This is a genomic window from Polymorphobacter sp. (assembly GCF_048007885.1).
Classification (GTDB): domain Bacteria; phylum Pseudomonadota; class Alphaproteobacteria; order Sphingomonadales; family Sphingomonadaceae; genus Sandarakinorhabdus.
This window is the reverse complement of sequence record NZ_CP180346.1, coordinates 2499869-2516826: the sequence shown is the minus strand read 5'-3', so window position 1 is coordinate 2516826 and position 16958 is coordinate 2499869. Positions and strand designations below refer to the sequence as shown.

At 67.8% G+C, this 16958-nt stretch carries 18 protein-coding genes and 2 tRNA genes; 14 read left to right on the top strand and 6 right to left on the bottom strand.

Going from position 1 to position 16958, the window contains the following annotated elements:
• Nucleotides 1–42 precede the first annotated feature (42 nt).
• A complete protein-coding gene (locus tag ACMVO5_RS12175) occupies nucleotides 43–495 on the top strand; it encodes a tRNA (cytidine(34)-2'-O)-methyltransferase (protein ID WP_416907759.1) in 453 nt (150 codons plus the stop codon).
• Here the strand turns inward: ACMVO5_RS12175 and ACMVO5_RS12170 are convergent.
• Entirely contained in the window at nucleotides 492–1370 is an 879-nt protein-coding gene (locus ACMVO5_RS12170) for an SDR family oxidoreductase (protein WP_416907758.1), read from the bottom strand. The two genes, ACMVO5_RS12175 and ACMVO5_RS12170, sit on opposite strands and share 4 nt — an antisense overlap.
• A gap of 182 nt (nucleotides 1371–1552) precedes the next feature.
• On the opposite strand from ACMVO5_RS12170, the gene ACMVO5_RS12165 reads away from it, so the two are divergent.
• Nucleotides 1553–2287 (top strand): IclR family transcriptional regulator domain-containing protein, encoded by a 735-nt coding sequence (locus tag ACMVO5_RS12165; RefSeq protein ID WP_416907757.1) that lies wholly within the window; start codon nucleotides 1553–1555, stop codon nucleotides 2285–2287.
• A gap of 103 nt (nucleotides 2288–2390) precedes the next feature.
• A complete protein-coding gene (locus tag ACMVO5_RS12160) occupies nucleotides 2391–3359 on the top strand; it encodes a hypothetical protein (protein ID WP_416907756.1) in 969 nt (322 codons plus the stop codon).
• 61 nt (nucleotides 3360–3420) lie between these two features.
• Here the strand turns inward: ACMVO5_RS12160 and ACMVO5_RS12155 are convergent.
• Together ACMVO5_RS12155 and ACMVO5_RS12150 are read right to left on the bottom strand one after the other, a co-directional pair.
• Nucleotides 3421–3512: transfer RNA gene (locus tag ACMVO5_RS12155), tRNA-Ser, on the bottom strand.
• A gap of 77 nt (nucleotides 3513–3589) precedes the next feature.
• Nucleotides 3590–4891 carry a UDP-glucose dehydrogenase family protein gene (locus ACMVO5_RS12150; RefSeq protein WP_416907755.1) on the bottom strand — a complete coding sequence of 434 codons (1302 nt, stop codon included), beginning with the start codon at nucleotides 4889–4891 and terminating at the stop codon, nucleotides 3590–3592.
• 171 nt (nucleotides 4892–5062) lie between these two features.
• Between ACMVO5_RS12150 and ACMVO5_RS12145 the strand changes: the two genes are divergently transcribed.
• Nucleotides 5063–5782 carry a DUF1134 domain-containing protein gene (locus ACMVO5_RS12145; protein ID WP_416907754.1) on the top strand — a complete coding sequence of 240 codons (720 nt, stop codon included), beginning with the start codon at nucleotides 5063–5065 and terminating at the stop codon, nucleotides 5780–5782.
• Here ACMVO5_RS12145 and ACMVO5_RS12140 read toward each other — a convergent pair.
• Nucleotides 5779–6744 carry an NAD(P)-dependent oxidoreductase gene (locus ACMVO5_RS12140; protein ID WP_416907753.1) on the bottom strand — a complete coding sequence of 322 codons (966 nt, stop codon included), beginning with the start codon at nucleotides 6742–6744 and terminating at the stop codon, nucleotides 5779–5781. The genes ACMVO5_RS12145 and ACMVO5_RS12140 overlap by 4 nt on opposite strands.
• Nucleotides 6745–6817: 73 nt before the next feature.
• Between ACMVO5_RS12140 and ACMVO5_RS12135 the strand changes: the two genes are divergently transcribed.
• From ACMVO5_RS12135 to ACMVO5_RS12110, 6 genes are all read left to right on the top strand, one after another.
• The gene (locus ACMVO5_RS12135) at nucleotides 6818–7135 is read left to right on the top strand and encodes a 2Fe-2S iron-sulfur cluster-binding protein (protein WP_416907752.1); all 318 of its coding nucleotides are present in this window, start codon (nucleotides 6818–6820) and stop codon (nucleotides 7133–7135) included.
• Nucleotides 7132–7728: a Maf family protein gene (locus tag ACMVO5_RS12130; RefSeq protein ID WP_416909376.1), complete on the top strand. Its 597-nt coding sequence runs from the start codon at nucleotides 7132–7134 to the stop codon at nucleotides 7726–7728. Before ACMVO5_RS12135 ends, ACMVO5_RS12130 begins: the two co-directional genes overlap by 4 nt.
• Nucleotides 7721–8704 carry a ribonuclease gene (locus tag ACMVO5_RS12125; RefSeq protein WP_416907751.1) on the top strand — a complete coding sequence of 328 codons (984 nt, stop codon included), beginning with the start codon at nucleotides 7721–7723 and terminating at the stop codon, nucleotides 8702–8704. Before ACMVO5_RS12130 ends, ACMVO5_RS12125 begins: the two co-directional genes overlap by 8 nt.
• A complete protein-coding gene (gene yacG / locus ACMVO5_RS12120; protein ID WP_416907750.1) occupies nucleotides 8694–8879 on the top strand; it encodes a DNA gyrase inhibitor YacG in 186 nt (61 codons plus the stop codon). The genes ACMVO5_RS12125 and yacG overlap by 11 nt, the downstream gene beginning before the upstream one ends.
• A gap of 22 nt (nucleotides 8880–8901) precedes the next feature.
• Nucleotides 8902–8976 (top strand) — tRNA-Phe (locus tag ACMVO5_RS12115).
• A 379-nt stretch (nucleotides 8977–9355) separates the two neighbouring features.
• The gene (locus ACMVO5_RS12110; protein WP_416907749.1) at nucleotides 9356–9877 is read left to right on the top strand and encodes a DUF2939 domain-containing protein; all 522 of its coding nucleotides are present in this window, start codon (nucleotides 9356–9358) and stop codon (nucleotides 9875–9877) included.
• Between the two features lie 103 nt (nucleotides 9878–9980).
• On the opposite strand, the gene ACMVO5_RS12105 is transcribed toward ACMVO5_RS12110, so the two are convergent.
• The gene (locus ACMVO5_RS12105) at nucleotides 9981–10565 is read right to left on the bottom strand and encodes a TlpA family protein disulfide reductase (RefSeq protein ID WP_416907748.1); all 585 of its coding nucleotides are present in this window, start codon (nucleotides 10563–10565) and stop codon (nucleotides 9981–9983) included.
• Between the two features lie 25 nt (nucleotides 10566–10590).
• Between ACMVO5_RS12105 and argH the strand changes: the two genes are divergently transcribed.
• From argH to ACMVO5_RS12085, 4 genes are read left to right on the top strand one after another with little or no spacing between them, the layout of a single operon-like run.
• On the top strand, nucleotides 10591–11955 hold the full coding sequence (gene argH, locus ACMVO5_RS12100; protein ID WP_416909375.1) for an argininosuccinate lyase: 1365 nt from the start codon (nucleotides 10591–10593) through the stop codon (nucleotides 11953–11955).
• Entirely contained in the window at nucleotides 11952–12194 is a 243-nt protein-coding gene (locus ACMVO5_RS12095; protein WP_416907747.1) for a hypothetical protein, read from the top strand. The genes argH and ACMVO5_RS12095 overlap by 4 nt, the downstream gene beginning before the upstream one ends.
• A gap of 7 nt (nucleotides 12195–12201) precedes the next feature.
• Nucleotides 12202–13467, top strand: a complete 1266-nt coding sequence (gene lysA, locus ACMVO5_RS12090) for a diaminopimelate decarboxylase (RefSeq protein WP_416907746.1) — start codon at nucleotides 12202–12204, stop codon at nucleotides 13465–13467.
• A gap of 12 nt (nucleotides 13468–13479) precedes the next feature.
• Complete coding sequence (locus tag ACMVO5_RS12085; RefSeq protein WP_416907745.1) at nucleotides 13480–14355, top strand: UTP--glucose-1-phosphate uridylyltransferase; 876 nt, start codon at nucleotides 13480–13482, stop codon at nucleotides 14353–14355.
• A 252-nt stretch (nucleotides 14356–14607) separates the two neighbouring features.
• Here the strand turns inward: ACMVO5_RS12085 and ACMVO5_RS12080 are convergent, their stop codons facing one another.
• Nucleotides 14608–16857 carry a CHASE2 domain-containing protein gene (locus tag ACMVO5_RS12080; protein WP_416909374.1) on the bottom strand — a complete coding sequence of 750 codons (2250 nt, stop codon included), beginning with the start codon at nucleotides 16855–16857 and terminating at the stop codon, nucleotides 14608–14610.
• Nucleotides 16858–16958: the final 101 nt, after the last annotated feature.

The window sequence follows — 16958 nt, the reverse complement described above, 5'->3', positions numbered from 1 at the left end:
ACGCACGCAACCGTGGCTATCCAGGCAAGAAGCTGCCCCCCCATGCGCATCGCCCTGTTCGAGCCTGAAATCGCCGGCAATGTCGGGGCCGTGCTCCGCCTCGGCGCCTGCCTCGGGGCCGCCATCGATCTCATCGAGCCGCTCGGCTTCCCCTGGGATGACAAGCGCGTCCGCCGCACCGCCATGGACTATATCGATCACGTCAGCGTCACCCGCCATCCCGGCTTCGCCAGCTTCCGCGCCGCGCTCGGCCCCTCCCGCCTCGTGCTGTTCACCACCAAAGGCGACCGCTCGGCCTATGAATTCGCCTTCCGCCCCGATGATGTCCTGCTCTTCGGCAAGGAGAGCGCCGGCGTGCCCGCCGAGGTCGCCGCCGCCTGCGATGCCCGCCTGCGCCTGCCCATCCGGCCAGAAGTCCGCTCGATGAACCTCGCCACCGCCGCCGCCCTCGCGCTCGGCGAAGCCTGCCGCCAAACTGGCACGCTGCCCCGCTAGGCCAGTCCCTCGGCCAACCGCGCCACATAGCTCCGGAAATCGCCCGGCGCCCGCCCCAGCAGCATCGCCAGCACATTGGGGTTCCCCAAAAAGCCATGCGCATCATAATGGCGGTTCATCGCCAGCATCTGCTGCACCCGGTCCTCGCTCGCCCCGGCCGCGCGCGCACGGGCCTCCATCTCCGCAAACGGCACCGCCCGCGCCTCGATCTCGCGGCCCAGCACAGCGCCGATGATCGCCGCCATGTCGCGCTGGCTCAGCGCCTCCGGCCCGGCCAGCTCATAAATCGCATGATGATGCCGCTGCCCTTCCGCCGCCACAATCGCCGCCGCCTCGGCCAGGTCGGCCAAGTCCACCACGCTGAACCGCCGCGTCACATCAAAGGGCATGGCATGCACGCCGTCGCGCACCACCGTCGCCCAGATCGGCGCCAGATGCTGCATATAGCGGGACGGCTGCAGCACCGTGAACGGCACGCCCGAATTGATCAGCACGGCCTCGGCTTCCGATTTCAGCCGGTGATGCCGGATCGCGCGTGATTGCGGATGCATCACCGAATAATAGATGAAATGGCCAAGCCCCTGCGCGGCGGCCATGCCGATCAGGTTGGTCGTGATCTCCAGTTCGCGCGGGTGCATCGGCGGCCCGATATGCAAAACAGCGTCCGCCCCCGCCATCGCCGCCGCCAGCGTCTCTGGCCGCTCCATATCGGCCACCACCACCTCGCGCGCGCCCAGCCCCGCCAGCGCCGGCGCCTGGTCCGGGTTGCGCACCATCGCGCGCACCGGCACGCCGCGCGCCGCCATCGCGGTCAGCAGCGCCCGGCCGGTCCGGCCATTGGCGCCGGTCAAAAGCAGCAGATCAGGCCCCGTCATCACAGTCTCCTTGCTCGCGCCCTCCAGCTAATCCGCTTTTCCCTCGCCCGCCCAGCCACCAGTCACAATGTTCATCAGGCAAATTTTTCGGCTATGATGAAAGTGGAAGGTGTCCAATCGCAACATCACAACCAAGTGCCGGCCCAGAGGTCTCCATCCGCGCGCTCCGCCGCGGCCTCGAGGTGCTGCAGGCCATCAACCGCTTTGGCGCGATGCGGCTGGTCGATATCGCGGCCGCCACCAGCCTGCCCTATCCCACCGTCTTCCGCCTCGTCGAAACCCTGGTCGATGCCGGCATGGTCGAGCTTGAGCCCGGCCGCCGCCGCTACCGGCCCACGGCACTGGTCCAGACCCTGTCGCTCGGTTACCGGGACGAGCTGGCGCTGGTCGCGCTCGCCCGCCCCCATATCGTCGCGCTCTGCCGCGAGGTCGGCTGGCCCGTCACCATCTGCACCCGCGTCGGCAACGCCATGATGGTCCGCGATTCGACCCACCGCCTCACCACCCTCACCTTCAATGACTATGCCGCCGGCTACAGCCTGCCGCTGCTCGAATGCGCCGTCGGCAAGGCCCATCTCGCCTGGTGCGACCCCGAAGAGCGCGCCATCATCATCTCCAGCCTCGCCCGCCTCGACAGCGCCATCGACAAGCGCGCCCGGCTGCAGCTCGCCCCCGAAAGCAGCCTGCTCGCCGATATCCGCAAGGCCGGCTATGCCAGCCATTCGCACAACCAGTTCTCCGCCAATCCCGGCCGCACCTCCGCACTCGCCGTGCCCATCCATATCGAGGGCCGCCTCGCCGCCACGCTCGGCCTGGTGTTCTTCGCCTCCGCCATGACCATCGCCGAAGCCGCCAGGGCCTATGCCAGCCTGATGCACCAGACCGCCATCGCCATCAGCGCCGCCCAACAGCCCTGAGCGCGCCACAAAAAGTTCATCTGGCGAAAAAACGCCCGCCAGCCCACGTCCGGACCTTTCCCTTCAGGCAGAAGCAGGTCCACAGTTTCGGGGAGGACCAGCCATGACCAGCCAGACCACACGCCACACCGCCGACGAGCCGCAGGACCCGCTGCGCCGCATCATGCTCGGCGGCCTCGCCGGCCTGGCCGCCGCCGCCGCTGCAGGCCGCGCCAATGCGCAGGAAAAGAAGGACGATAAGCCCGTCTTCAACGCCTATGACCGCAAGCGCCGCTTCCTCGAAAACGAGATGAACGGCACCCCCTGGGTCGCCCCCCAGCAAGGCAATTTCGATCTGGAAGACCCGGTCCAGAACGCGCTCGCCAAGCTCAAGATCTCGGCCAATCTGGCAGGCGAACGCACCTATATCCCGATGCTCACCCGCATCCTCATCGCGCGTGAAGACCTGCCCGGCGGGCTGCTGCTGGGCGCGGCCTCGATGTTCACCTGGCAGCTGCAGGTGCCCGATCCCAAAAACTTCACCGGCCTGCCCGAAGGCACCGCGCTGATGCGCTCGATGTTCACCTCGGTCTATCTCGATCCCCACACCCTCGAGCCGGTCAAGACGCTGAAAAACCCCTACAACGACACCGTCATGGAGCTGGAGGACTATATCTTCGTCGAAAACTTCCTGATCTTCCCCAAGGGCGGCTCGGTGTTCATCGAAGAGCCGCAATTCGCCAACGACAGCCCCGACACCCCCAAGCCCGCACTCATCAAGCGCTGGGGCGACGAACTCATCCTGTTCAACGGCGGCGTCTATCAGGAGCCCGGCAAACACCAGCCCCGCTTCACCGAAAACACCTGGCGCTCACCCGCCGCCCAGGTGATGAATCCTGACGTGCCGCTGGTCCAGACCGGCTATAATTTCATGGGCGTCAACAAGGCCTTCGAAAAGCCCTGGACCGGCTACAAGCTCGGCGACCTCGAAAGCATGTGCTCCCTCGCCACCGGCAAAAAGGTCCACACCCCCGAAACCCTGCCCGACTTCCACAAACGCGTCCTCGTCGAACGCCACCCCGATCGGCTCTAGCCAGGCCCCTGCGCCCGCAAAAGAAGCGTCGAGCGGGTGTCGGATGAAGCAGCGCAAGTGGTGGCGGAGTTGGAGGGATTCGAACCCTCGGATCCGGTTACCCAGATCGGCAGTTTAGCAAACTACTGGTTTCAGCCACTCACCCACGACTCCGCACTGGCACGACTCCGCACCAGAGCGCCGCCTATACCGGCCCCCGCGCCCGCTTGGCAACCGCTCTCGTGCAGCCCTCAGCGCCCCACCGAACTATAGCTGATCCCGCGCCGCGCCATCTCGGCCGGATCATAGACATTGCGCAAATCAACCAGCACCGGCGTCTTCAGCGCCGCCTTCACCCGGTCCATGTCGAGCGCGCGAAACGCATCCCATTCCGTCACCAGCACAGCCACATCCGCCCCCTCCAGCGCGGCATAGGGGTCGGCCGCGTAAGCAACATCCTTCAGCACAAGTGCGGCCTGCTCATGCCCCTCCGGATCATAGGCGCGCACCGTGGCGCCGGCGTCCTGCAACGCCTGGATGATGTCGATCGCCGGCGAATCGCGCATGTCGTCGGTGTTCGGCTTGAAGGTCAGCCCCAAAACCGCCACCGCCTTGCCGCGCACGCTGCCGCCGGCCGCTGCAATCACCTTCTTCGCCATCGCCCGCTTGCGCTGGTCATTCACCGCCGCCACCGTCTCCACGATCCGCATCGGCGCGCCCAGGTCCTGCGCCGTCTTCACCAGCGCCAGCGTGTCCTTGGGGAAGCACGAGCCGCCATAGCCCGGCCCGGCATGCAGAAATTTCGACCCGATCCGGTTATCCAGCCCGATACCGCGCGCCACATCCTGCACATTGGCCCCGGCCACTTCGCAAAGGTCGGCAATCTCGTTGATGAAGGTGATCTTGGTCGCCAGAAAGGCATTGGCCGCATATTTGATCAGCTCCGCCGTCCGCCGCCCGACAAACATCAACGGGGACTGGTTGAGGAACAGCGGCCGGTAAAGCTCGGCCATCACGGCGCGCGCCCGCTCATCCTCCAGCCCCACCACAATCCGGTCCGGCCGCTTGAAATCGCCAATCGCCGCCCCTTCGCGCAAAAACTCCGGGTTCGACACCACCGAGAACTCGGCCGCCGAATTGGCCTCGGCCATCACCCGCTCCACCTCATCGCCCGTCCCCACCGGCACCGTCGACTTGGTCACCACCACGACATAGCCCGACAGCCCGGCCGCAATCTCGCGCGCCGCCGCATAGACATAGCTCAAGTCGGCATGGCCATCGCCGCGCCGGCTCGGCGTGCCCACCGCAATGAACACCGCCTCCGCCCCCTTGATCCCCTCGGCCAGGTCGGTGGTGAAGCTCAGCCGCCCGGCCTTCACATTGCTCGCCACCAGCTGGTCCAGCCCCGGCTCGAAAATCGGCATCACGCCCGCCTTCAGCCGCTCGATCTTGCCCGGGTCCTTGTCCACACACACGACATCATGGCCGAAATCGGCAAAACACGCCCCCGACACGAGCCCGACATAGCCCGACCCAATCATCGCAACGCGCATTCCACGCCCTTTCGAAACCGCCGCAGCACCAGCCCGGCCCTGATGCGCGAGCGCCTAGCACGATGCGACGCCCGAAAAAACCGCGCAAGCGCCTGCTCTTGTCTCAAACTCAGCACTGGTTCATCACAGCGGTGCCACAGCAAGACCGACACAACCGGCGGGAGACCGATTTTGACCCTCAAGCATCTGGCCACCATCCTCGCATTTTCGCTCGCGGCCCCGCTTGCAGCCCAGGAAACGACCGTCCAGACCGTCGACATCCCCTCGGCACAGACCAGCGCCCAAACAGCGCCTACGGCTCCAGCCCCTGCCGCCGCCCCAGCCCCAGCCCCCGTCCAGGGCGCGCCAGCCGTCGCCCAATCAGAGCCAGCCCCCGCCCAGCCCGCCCCCACCCCGCCCAGAACCGACGTCACCTATGCCGAGGAAGACGTGCTCGGCGCCGCCGAAGGCGTGTTCGGCCGCGGCACCGAGGGTCTGGCCGAAGCGGTGCGCCGCAGCTTCGCCCAATATGGCCAGCCCAATGGCTATATCGTCGGCCGCGAAGCCGGCGGCGCCTTCATCATCGGCGTCCGCTACGGCTCCGGCACCCTTTATCACGCCGTCGAAGGCGAACGCACCGTCCACTGGACCGGGCCGTCGGTCGGCTTCGACATCGGCGGCGACGGCTCCAAGACCTTCGCGCTCGTCTACAATCTCCACGACACCGAAGATCTGTTCCGCCGCTATCCGGCCGCCGAGGGCAAGGCCTATCTCATTGGCGGCATCGCCGTAAATTACATGCAGCGCGGCGACATCATCATCGTCCCCATGAAGCTCGGCGTCGGCTGGCGCCTCGGCCTCAACGCCGGCTACATGAAGTTCAGCAAAAAGGGCAAGATCATCCCCTTCTAGACCGCCCCCACCAGCGGCTCGCCCGCCGCCAGCCGCGCCAGATTGCCCACCAGCCGCTCGACGATCCGCCGCATCACATCGGGGCTGCTCCACGAGATATGCGGTGTCAGCCGCAGCCGCGGGTGTTCAAACATCCAGTGCCCCGCCGGCAGCGGCTCGGGGTCCACCACATCCAGGCTCGCCCAGATCTTCCCCGCATCCAGCGCTGCCCTGAGCGCCGCCTCGTCCACCAGCGCGCCGCGCGCGACATTCACCAGATGCGCCCCCGCCTTCATCCGGCCCAGGAAATCCGCCCCCACAATCCCCCGTGTCACCGGCGTGATCGGCGCCACCAGCACCAGATGGTCGGCGCGCCCCGCCAGCGCGTCCAGCCCCACCAGAGTCACGCCGTCCACGGGTGACGGCGCATCGCTGGCGCGGCTCGCCACCACCTCCATGCCAAAGGCCAGCCCCAGCCGCGCCACCGCCTGGCCAATCTGCCCCAGCCCCAAAAGCCCCAGCGTCCGCCCTTCCAGCGTGCCCATGGGCGCTGCAATCACCGCATCGCGCTCCGGCCAGCGTGCGCCCCAGGCGCCACGGCCAAGCGTCACCTCGTCCAGCCGCTTCACCCGCGCCAGCATCAGCCCCAGCACAAATTCCGCAATCGGCCGCGCCGTCGTCCCCGAAGCGCTGGCCACGGCAGGCGCGTCAAACAGCCAGTCCGGATAGTCATCCAGCCCCGCGCTCGCCGTCTGCACCAGCTTCACCTGGCCCGGCCAGCCCTCGGGCCGCGGCGCATCCGCCGCGCGCGCGCCGCCCTTCTCCTCGTCATGCACGACAAACAACACATCAGCGTCCACCGGAAAATCCCAGCGCGACCGGCCCAGTGTCTCCATCGCCACCGCCTCGCTCACGCCGGGCAAACCCGCCAACAGCGCCGACATCGCCGGCGCAAACTGATGAACCACGCGCATAAGCCGCATCCCCTATCCTGTTGCCCCCCATAATCGCCGCCGCTAAAGCCTCAGCGCAACCTCCCATTTCGAAAGGCACAAAATGGCCCAGATTTTCGTCACCGACCGCGCCGGCACCACCCATGATCTCGAGGCCCGCGCCGGCCTCTCGGTCATGGAGATCATCCGCGAAGGCCGCCTCGACGAGCTGCTGGCGCTGTGCGGCGGTGCCTGCTCCTGCGCCACCTGCCATGTCCATGTCGCCGAGCCCGATCTCGCCCGCACCGGCACCGCCACGCCGGACGAGCTCGACCTGCTCGACAGCTCCGACCATTTCACCCCCGCCTCGCGCCTGTCCTGCCAGATCCCCTTCACCGACGCGCTCGACGGCCTGCGCGTCACCATCGCCCCTGAAGACTGAGCACCCGCCTGAGCGCACCCGCCCCCCTCATTCTCGCTTCCGCCAGCCCGCGCCGCGCCGCCCTTCTCGCGCGCCTCGGCCTCTCCGCGTCCGAAATCCTCCCCGCCAATATCGACGAAACCCCCCACAAGGCCGAGCCGCCGCGCACCCATGCCGCCCGGCTGGCCGCTGAAAAGGCCGCTGCGGTTGCCGCCCTTCGCCCCGGCCAGTGGGTGCTCGCCGCCGATACCGTCGTCGCGGTCGGCGCGCGCATCCTGCCCAAGGCCGAAGACGAAGCCACCGCGCGCGCCTGCCTCGCGCTCATGTCAGGCCGCCGGCACCGCGTCCACACCGCCGTCCACCTCATCACCCCCGATGGCCGCGCCCATGCCACCGCCAGCGAAAGCCAGATCATCTTCCACCGCCTCACCGAAGCCGACACCAACAGCCTCATCGCGGCGGGAGACTGGCAGGGCAAGGCCGGCGGCTATGCGCTCCAGGGCGCCGCCGAAGCCCATATCCGCTGGCTTTCGGGCAGCTGGTCAGGCGTCGTCGGCTTGCCGCTCGCCGAAACCCGCCGCCTCCTCCTGCGCGCCGGCTATCCGCTTGGCTGAGGCCCTTCTCGAAGCCGCCCCCGGCGCCGTGCGCGCGCTGGTCCTCCAAGGCGACACCGTCCTCGAAGCCCATCTCGAACGCGAAGACCAACCCCTTCGCCCCGGTCACCGCGCGCCCGCCCACCTCACCAAGATCCTCGTCCCCGGCCTGCGCGCCGTCGCCACGCTCGCTGGCGGCGCCGAAGTCCTGCTCAGCCCGCTGCCCAAGGCGCCTGAAGGCAGCCGCATCGGCCTCGAGATCACCCGCAGCGCGCTCCCCGAAGCCGACCGCCCCCGCCTGCCCCGCGCCCGCCCGCTGGGCGAAATCCCGCCCGAAACCCCCGGCCCCAGCCTCGAAGCCCGGCTCCGCGCCGCCGGTCACACGGTGAGGCCCGTCACCGGCCCCCATGACGCCCTCGAAGCCGCCGGCTGGTCCGAAACCGTCAACGAAGCCACCACCGGCCAAATCCCCTTCGCAGGAGGCCTGCTCACCGTCACCCCCACACCCGCCATGATCACCATCGACATCGACGGCGACCGCGCCGCCGAATTGCTCGCCCACTCAGCCCTCGTCCCGCTGGCGAAGGCCATTCGCCGGCTCGATCTCCAGGGCAGCATCGCCGTCGATTTCCCCAGCCTCAAGGGCCAGGCCCGCAAAGCCCTCGACGAGGCCCTGTCAGCCGCCCTCAAGGCGCACCTGCCCGGCCCGCATGAAGCGACCAGCATCAACGGCTTCGGCCTCGTCCAGATCGTCCGCCCGCGCACCCGCCCCAGCCTCGTCGAAGCCGTGCGCACCCCCGGCTTTCACGCGCTCGAACTGCTCCGCCGCGCCGCCCGCCACGGCCATGGCCCCGCCACCCTCCACGCCCCGCCCGCCCTCATCCAGTGGCTCGCCGCCCGCCCGGCGCTGATCGAAGCCGCCGAACGGCAGCGCGGCGGCAGCCTCGCCTTGCGCCCCGACGCCAGCCTTGCAACAAGCGCCGCCCATGTCAGCTGAATCCCCGCCTGAACCCGCCCCCAAATGCGCCTATTGCCTCAAGCGCCCGCGTACGCCCGCCTACGCCCCCTTCTGCTCCAAGGGCTGCGCCGACCGCGATCTGCTCCACTGGCTCGGCGAAACCTACAAACTTCCTGACAACACCCCACTGGACACAGACGAAGACCCGGTCTAAGTCCCCGCTTCCCCATCGGAGCGCCCGGGTAGCTCAGGGGTAGAGCAGGGGATTGAAAATCCCCGTGTCGGTGGTTCAAATCCGCCCCCGGGCACCATTTTGATCGGCTAACAGTCCGATTTTCAAATCCGATATCTCAAGTTCTGGTTTGGTTCTCCTCCCAAATATCCACCCGATAACGCTTGGTGGCCTGCTGTCAGCCCGCTTCGCGCGTACGTGAAAAAGGTGCAGGGTCGGCGAATCCTATCAAACTTGTGTCAGCGATTTGGCAATGCGCTAGGGCCACTTTCCTCCATACCCAAGCCTATGGCTATTCCGTCGGTGATAGCTGTCACCACTGGCGGAAAGATCACACGCGCAAGATAGAGCCGACTTAACCGACGGAGGTACAACGATGGGAACGTGCCTAGGTCTGGCCTAACTTTGAAAAGTCGTTAACATCATCTACTCAAACGACCGCACGTACAGGGGCATTTATGAAAAGGTGGTTTTTTGGAGCAGCGGCCGCTTTAGCACTATGCGCAGGCGGTTGGTACTTTGCCTCTCCGAGCATTGCGATGTCGGGGTTACGTGACGCGGCATTGGCCGGAGACCGACAGGCTCTAGCGGAGCGCGTCGATTTTCCTGCAATTAGGGAGTCATTAAAGGAACAAGTTCGCGCCTACATGATGAAGTCAATACAGAACGACGACTTTAATCCGTTTGCCGCGCTGGGTCTCATGATGGCCGGAGCTATAATAGATGGCCTGATCGATTCAGCAGTGTCGCCGTCCGGATTGAAAGTGATGGTTGATCGTGGCAAACTGGATGACCCTAATAACTCATTATCTGATGACGAGACTGCGCCCGTTAAATGGGAAATCATACGTGATGGAATTGATATTTTTCGCGCTATCCCCAAAAATGACGCAGATGCAGAGATTAAAAGCAATGTTTCTCTCGTTTTTCGTCGCGATGGGTTAGGATGGGATTTGGTTGACATCGAAATCAACGAATAGGTTTTTTACACACCACATATGTATCGGATTAGTACCAAATGGCTGGACCAGCCTTAGGTTTTGCCGGGTCGACCCCGCCCCCGGGCACCATTCCAGCCGAGCCTCAGCTCAGCACATCCCCGCGCACAGCCGCGCTCGCCCAGTCCGGGGTGCCCGAAACCCGCCAGATCTCCTTGCCGTCCGGCCCATAAAGCACCGTCATCGGCAGCCCGCGCGCCTTCAAGGCCTCGCCAAGGCTCCCCGGCTGGTCCAGCACCGGCGTCAGCACCGAAAACTTGCCGGCCTCGAAAAACCCGTCCACCGCCTGCCAGCCTTCCATGTCCTGGCTCACCGGCAGCACGATCAGCGCATCCGCCGCATCGCCCGCCAGCGCATCCAGCGCCGGCATCTCGGCCAGGCACGGCGGGCACCATGTCGCCCACAAATTGACCAGCACCCGCTTGCCGCCCGCGTCCGCAATCGCCGCCCTCAGGCTGGTCTCGCCCTCGCCCGGCAGTTCAAGCCGCACATCGGGCGCCTCGCTCCCGGCAAAGCTGCGGTCAATCTCGTTCAGCGCCGCCGCCGCCTCGCCTGTTTGCGTGGCGGAGGCATCCGCCGCCTCAGCTTGCGGCTCAGCCGGCAATCCCTTATCGCCACCATCACAGCCCATAAGGCCCATCGCTGCCGCCAGCAGGAGTGCGCGTTTCATCATGTCAGGTCCCTCGTCTAATCCGCTGTGGGGCGGCCGTTTCGCTGGCGGCCCCGATGCCGTCATGGCCGAGATAAACGCCTCCATCGGCACCGACAAGCGCCTGTGGCGACAGGACCTCGCCGGCTCGCGCGCCCATGTGCAGATGCTCGGCGCCCAAAACATCCTCGAAGCGGCCGATGTCGACGCCATCCTCCAGGGCCTGGCGCAGATCGAAGCCGAATATGAGGCGGACGGGGTCCCCGAAGTCCTCGCGCTCGAAGACATTCACATGACCGTCGAAACCCGCCTGCGCGAGCTCATCGGCCCCGCCGCCGGCCGCCTCCACACCGCCCGCTCGCGCAACGATCAGGTCGCCACCGATTTCCGCCTCTGGGTCCGCCAGGCCTGTCTCGAGGCCGACGCCGCCCTCAAGGCCTTCATCACCGCGCTTCTGCTGCGCGCCGAAGACCATGCCGACACCATCCTGCCCGGCTTCACCCATCTCCAGATCGCCCAGCCGGTCACGCTCGGCCATCATCTCATGGCCTATGTCGAAATGGCGATGCGGGACCGTTCGCGCTTCCACGATGCCGCCGCCCGCATGAACGAATGCCCGCTCGGCTCCGCAGCGCTGGCCGGCACCGGCTTCCCCATCGACCGCGCCGCGACCGCCACCGCGCTCGGCTTCGCCCGCCCCACCGCCAACAGCCTCGATTCGGTATCCGACCGTGATTTCGCCCTTGATTATCTGTCCGCCGCCGCGCTCGCCGGCCTCCATCTCTCGCGCCTCGCCGAAGAGCTGATCATCTGGGCCAGCCAGCCCTATGGCTTCATCACGCTGCCCGATGCCTGGTCCACCGGCAGCTCGATCATGCCGCAAAAGCGCAACCCCGATGCCGCCGAGCTGGTCCGCGCCAAGTCGGGCCTGTTCCTCGCCGCCTTCCAGCGCCTCGCCGTCATCATGAAGGGCCTGCCGCTCGCCTATTCCAAGGACATGCAGGACGACAAGCGCCCCGTCTTCAACGCCCATGACACGCTGGCGCTCTGCCTCACCGCCATGACCGGCATGGTCGAAACCATCACCTTCAACAAGTCCCGCATGCGCGCCGCCGCCGCCAGCGGCTTCAGCACCGCCACTGATCTGGCCGACTGGCTGGTCCGCGAAGCCAAAATCCCCTTCCGCGAAGCCCATGACATCACCGGCCGCAGCGTCCGCGCCGCCGAAGCCAAGGGCACCGATCTCGACGGCCTCTCCGACGAAGAGCTCGCCGCCATCGACCCCCGCCTCACACCGGCCGTGCGCAGCGTGCTCAGCGTCGAAGCCTCGGTCGCCAGCCGCACCAGCTTCGGCGGCACCGCGCCGGCCAACGTCCGCGCCGCCATCGCCGCCGCCCGCCAGCGCCTGTGAGCCCCCGCGCCCTCCTCCTCGCAGCCGCCCTGCTGCTCGCCGCCTGCGGCAAGCAGGGCGCGCTCCGCCCGGTCGCCCCCAACACCCCGCCGCAACAACCCGCCGACGCCGTGCGCCCGATCACCCCCGACGACATGCTCAAGCTCCCGCCCCAGGCCATCCCCGGCCGCGTCGATGATCCGCTCTCGCGCTCCGAAGCCCGGCCAGACGACCGTTTCAACCTCCCTCCTCCCCGCTAAGGCCAAAATGGACCATTTCACCATCCGAAACGGCGTCATGCACGCCGAAGACGTCAGCCTCGAAACGCTGGCCAATGAAGTCGGCACGCCGCTCTACGTCTACAGCAGCGCCACCATCGAGCGACACTACAATGTCTTCGCCGCAGCGGTGGCCGGCCTCACCGACGGCAATCCGCTCGTCGCCTTCGCCGTCAAGGCCAATCCCAACCTCTCGGTGCTGGCCACGCTGGCCCGGCTCGGGGCCGGCGCCGATGTCGTCTCGGGCGGCGAACTCGCCCGCGCGCTCGCCGCCGGCGTGCCCCCTGAGCGCATCGTCTTCTCCGGCGTCGGCAAGCAGACCCACGAGCTGCGCGCCGGCGTCGAGGCCGGCATCCTCCAGTTCAACATCGAATCCGAAGCCGAAATCCTGATGCTCGGCTCGGTCGCCGCCAGCCTCGATAAGCCAGTCGAAGTCGCCATCCGCATCAACCCCGCCGTCGATCCCAAGACCCACGGCAAGATCAGCACCGGCGGCGCCGACGCCAAGTTCGGCATCCCCTGGGACCGTGTGCCAGCCGCCTTCGCGCTGGCCGCCGCCCAGTCCCACCTCCGCCCCGTCGGCCTCGCCGCCCATATCGGCAGCCAGCTCACCGACCTCGGCCCCGTCGAAGACATGATCGGCAAGCTCGGCACGCTCGCCACAGCCCTCGAAGCCGAAGGCCACAGCATCAAGCGCATCGATTGCGGCGGCGGCCTCGGCGTGCCCTACCGCTCAGATCAGCCCGCCCCGCCAAGTCCTGCCCATTATGCCGCCATGGTGGCGCGGGCCACCCGCGGCTGGCGCTGGCGGCTGATGTTCGAGCCCGGCCGCATGATCGTCGGCAATGCCGGCGTGCTCGTCAGCACCGTCATCCTCACCAAGCAGGGCGCATCGAAAAAGTTCATCGTCGTCGATGCCGCCATGAACGACCTGCTCCGCCCCTCGCTCTACAATGCCTGGCACGACATCAAGGCGCTCCGCCCCCACGCCGAAACCGAAATCGCCACCGTCGTCGGCCCGATCTGCGAAACCGGGGACACCTTCGCCGAAGACCGCGAGGTCGAAACCGTGAATGCGGGCGAACGCATCGCCTTCATGACCGCCGGCGCTTACGGCGCGACCATGGCCAGCACCTATAATTCCCGGCCACTCATCCCGGAAATCATGGTCTCTGGCGCAAAATGGGCCATCGTCAGCCAGCGCAACCAGCCCGAAGCCATGCTCGCGCTGGACGCCCGCGCGCCGTGGCTCTAACGGCCTGAGATCATGAAATCGCCCGTCCGCACCGCCGTCTTTCCCATCGCCGGCAAAGGCACCCGCTTCCTGCCCGCCACCAAGGCCGTGCCCAAGGAAATGCTGCCCGTCGTCGACAAGCCGCTGCTCCAATATGCCGTCGAAGAAGCCCTCGCCGCCGGCATCGAACGCCTCGTCTTCGTCACCGCCTCGGGCAAGACGGCGATGGAAGACCATTTCGACCTCGCCTTCGAACTCGCCGAAACACTGCGCGCCCGCGGCAAGACCGCCGAACTCGCCGCCGCCTCCGACATGGTGCTCGAACCCGGCCGCGTCCTCTCCGTCCGCCAGCCCCAGGCACTCGGCCTCGGCCACGCCGTCTGGTGCGCCCGCCACGTCATCGCCCGCGAGCCCTTCGCCGTGCTGCTCCCCGACGAACTGCTCTGGAACCCCGAACAGCCCGCGCTCGCCGCCATGGTCGAAGCCCAGAGCCAGCTCGGCGGCAACCTCATCGCCGTCCTCGAAGTCCCTGAAGACCATACCCACCGCTACGGCATCGTCAGCCCCGGCACCACCAACGGCCTCATCACCGAAGTCAAAGGCCTGGTCGAAAAGCCCAAGGCCGGCACCGCACCCTCACGCCTCGCCGCCATCGGCCGCTACATCCTCCAGCCCGAAATCATGCCGCTCCTCGCCCAGGGCCAGACCGGCGCGGGCGGCGAAATCCAGCTCACCGACGCCATGGCCCGCCTCATCGGCACCCAGCCCTTCCACGCCCTCACCTTCACCGGCGAACGCTTCGACTGCGGCGACAAGGCCGGCCACATCACCGCCAACATCGCGCTGGCCCTCGCCCGCCCCGACATCGGCCCCGTCGTCGCCGCCTGGCTCAAGTCCCGGGATCTTTAGGAGCCTCCGGCGGCTGGGGCCTCAGGCCCCAGACCCCATCCGTGGAGCACCAAAAACAACCCCGTCGCCCCGGTCCTGATCCGGGGCCTAAGCGAGTCCCTTCCCCCCAAGCCCAGCGCCGCAGGCCATCAAAGCGCTTCACGCCAGCGCTGCGCTCGGCCAGCTTGTCCCAACCCAACAAATGGGGTCTGGGGCCCAAGGCCCCAGCCGCCGGAGGCCCTTCTCACCCGCCGGAGGCCCTTCAAAGCCCCATCAGCGCTTCTTCCGCAACCCCGGCAGATACAGCGAGAACATCGCCCCTTCGCCCGGCACCGAGTGGCAGCGCACCAGCCCGCCATGCCCTTCGGCCACCGATTTCACAAAGGCCAGTCCCAGTCCCACGCCGCCCATGTCGCCGCTGGTCTTGAAGCGGCCAAACAGCTGTGCTTGCACTTCGGCCGAGACGCCGGGGCCATGGTCGATCACGTCGAGCCGCCAGTCCTTGACATCGGCTTTCAGTTGCACGGTGATCTCGCTGCCCACCGGCGAATATTTGATGGCGTTGGAGATCAGGTTGACGACCGCGCGCATCAGCAGGCTGGCGTTGCCCCATGACAGCGCCTCGCGGTCCAGCCGCACGCTCCGGATGCGGATGTTGCGTTCGGTCGACAGCGCCCACATCTCGTCCACGGCCTCGGTGGCGATGGCGGCAAGGTCGACTTCGTCCATCGCATAGCCGCCGGCGTCGGCGCGGGCGAGTTGCAGATAGCCGTCGGCGAGGCTGATGGTGCGCCGCGCCAGCGCCCGCAGCCGGTCGCCGGTTTCCTTGGGCAGCCCCTCGGCCCGGTCGACGATCGACAGGATCGAGGCCTGCGGCGCGCGCATGTCGTGGGTGAGCAGTTGCAGCGCCTCCTCGCGCGCCGCTTCCGCCTTGCGCAGCGCCGAGATGTCGGCAAAGCGCATGATCCAGCCCAGCGGCCGGTCGTCGGCGTCGCGCCACGGCGTATAGCGCACTTCGCGCATGGTGCCGTCGCGCGCCTTGAATTCGCCGTGCCACGGCCCGTTGGGAATGGTCAGCGCGTCCACGCGGAACGGCGGCAGTTCATTGCCCTTGAAGGCCGCCTCCACCGCCATGCGCCCCGGGTTCTCGCCAAACAGCGCCTCGGCCGCGCCATTGGCCGCCACGATCTCGCCCGACCCGCTCACCAGCAGCGTCGCATCGGGCAGCCCGCGCAGGGCTGCGTCGGCCAGCCGCCGCAGTTCCTGCACCCGGTCGATCGTCTGGGCCAGCCGTTCGGTCGCCTGGGTCACCGGGTCGCTGGCCAGCTGCTGCCGCCGCTTGGGCAGGCCCAGGTCGCCAAGCTGGTCGAGCTCGCGCGTCATCCAGTCGTTCACCACCACCAGCCGCCGCCATGCCCAGACCGGCGGCGCCACCAGCAGCGCCACCACCGCGGCCGCCGGCTGCGGCCAGTTCCCCGTGGTCAGCAGCCCGGCTGCCGAGAGCAGCAGCACCAGCAGCACCAGCAGCAGGGCAAACACCCCGGCCAGCCCCGGTCGCAGCAGCAGCATCGCCACCATCACCGCCCAGAGCAGCCCCAGTGCCAGCGTCAGCGCCGCCCGCCCATCGGCCATCGACAGCACCCGCCCCTGCATCAGGTCGGCCACAAAGCTGGCATTGACCTCGACCGCCGACATGCCGCCGCTGCCCCCCGAGCTCGCGGTCGCATATTGCGCCCCCAGCCCCGTCGCCGTCAGCCCGACCAGCACCACCCGTCCCTCGATCAGCTCGCGCGGCACCTCGCCCGCCAGCACAGCCGCAATCGGAAAGGAGCGGAAGCTCCCCGCCGGCCCGCGAAAGCCCACCAGCCGGTCGCCCTGCGTGCTCAGCCTCAGCGGGCCTTCGGGCCGCGCAAAGGCCGGCAAGTCGCGCATCACCCGCTCGCCCGCCAGTGCGGCCGCCATGTGCGGCCAGCGCCGCGCCCCGTCGAGCGCCAAAGACAGCCGCCGCACCACCCCGTCATCATCGGGCCGCACCTGCGCATGGCTGGGCAGCGCGCCCGCCGGCGGCGGTGTCACATCATAGGCCCGGCCATTGGCGCCCGGCGCGCGAAACGCCGCCGGCATCGCCACCGGCACCCCGGCCGCCCGCGCCCGTCCCAGCGCCGGCGCCAGCGCCGCCTCGTCCTCCGCCCCCAGCCCGGCATCATAGCCCACTGCGCGCGCGCCCGCGCGACGCAGCGCATCGATCGCGGCCGCATGGCGCGCCGCCGGCCATGGCCATTCGCCCAACGCATCGATGCTGCTGTCATCAATCGCCACGATCAGCACATCGTCAGGCGGCAGCGGCGCCGTCAGCCGCGTCGTGATGTCATAAATCGCCTGGTCGATCCGCGCGAAGCTGCTGGCGCTGCTCAGCACCACCACTGCCAGGCTCATCACGGTCAGCGCCAGCAGCCATTCGCGCAGCAGCGGCTTGGTGCTCGCCAGCGGCCGCCGCGACGGCGCATTGCCCGGATCAAGCACGCTACTCAAACCACGGCCCCCAAGGCAGCACGGCACGCGTCAAAACACACCCGGCAAGCCGCGGCCAAACAACGGCGTGTCCCGCCCGCCATGGCCAATTC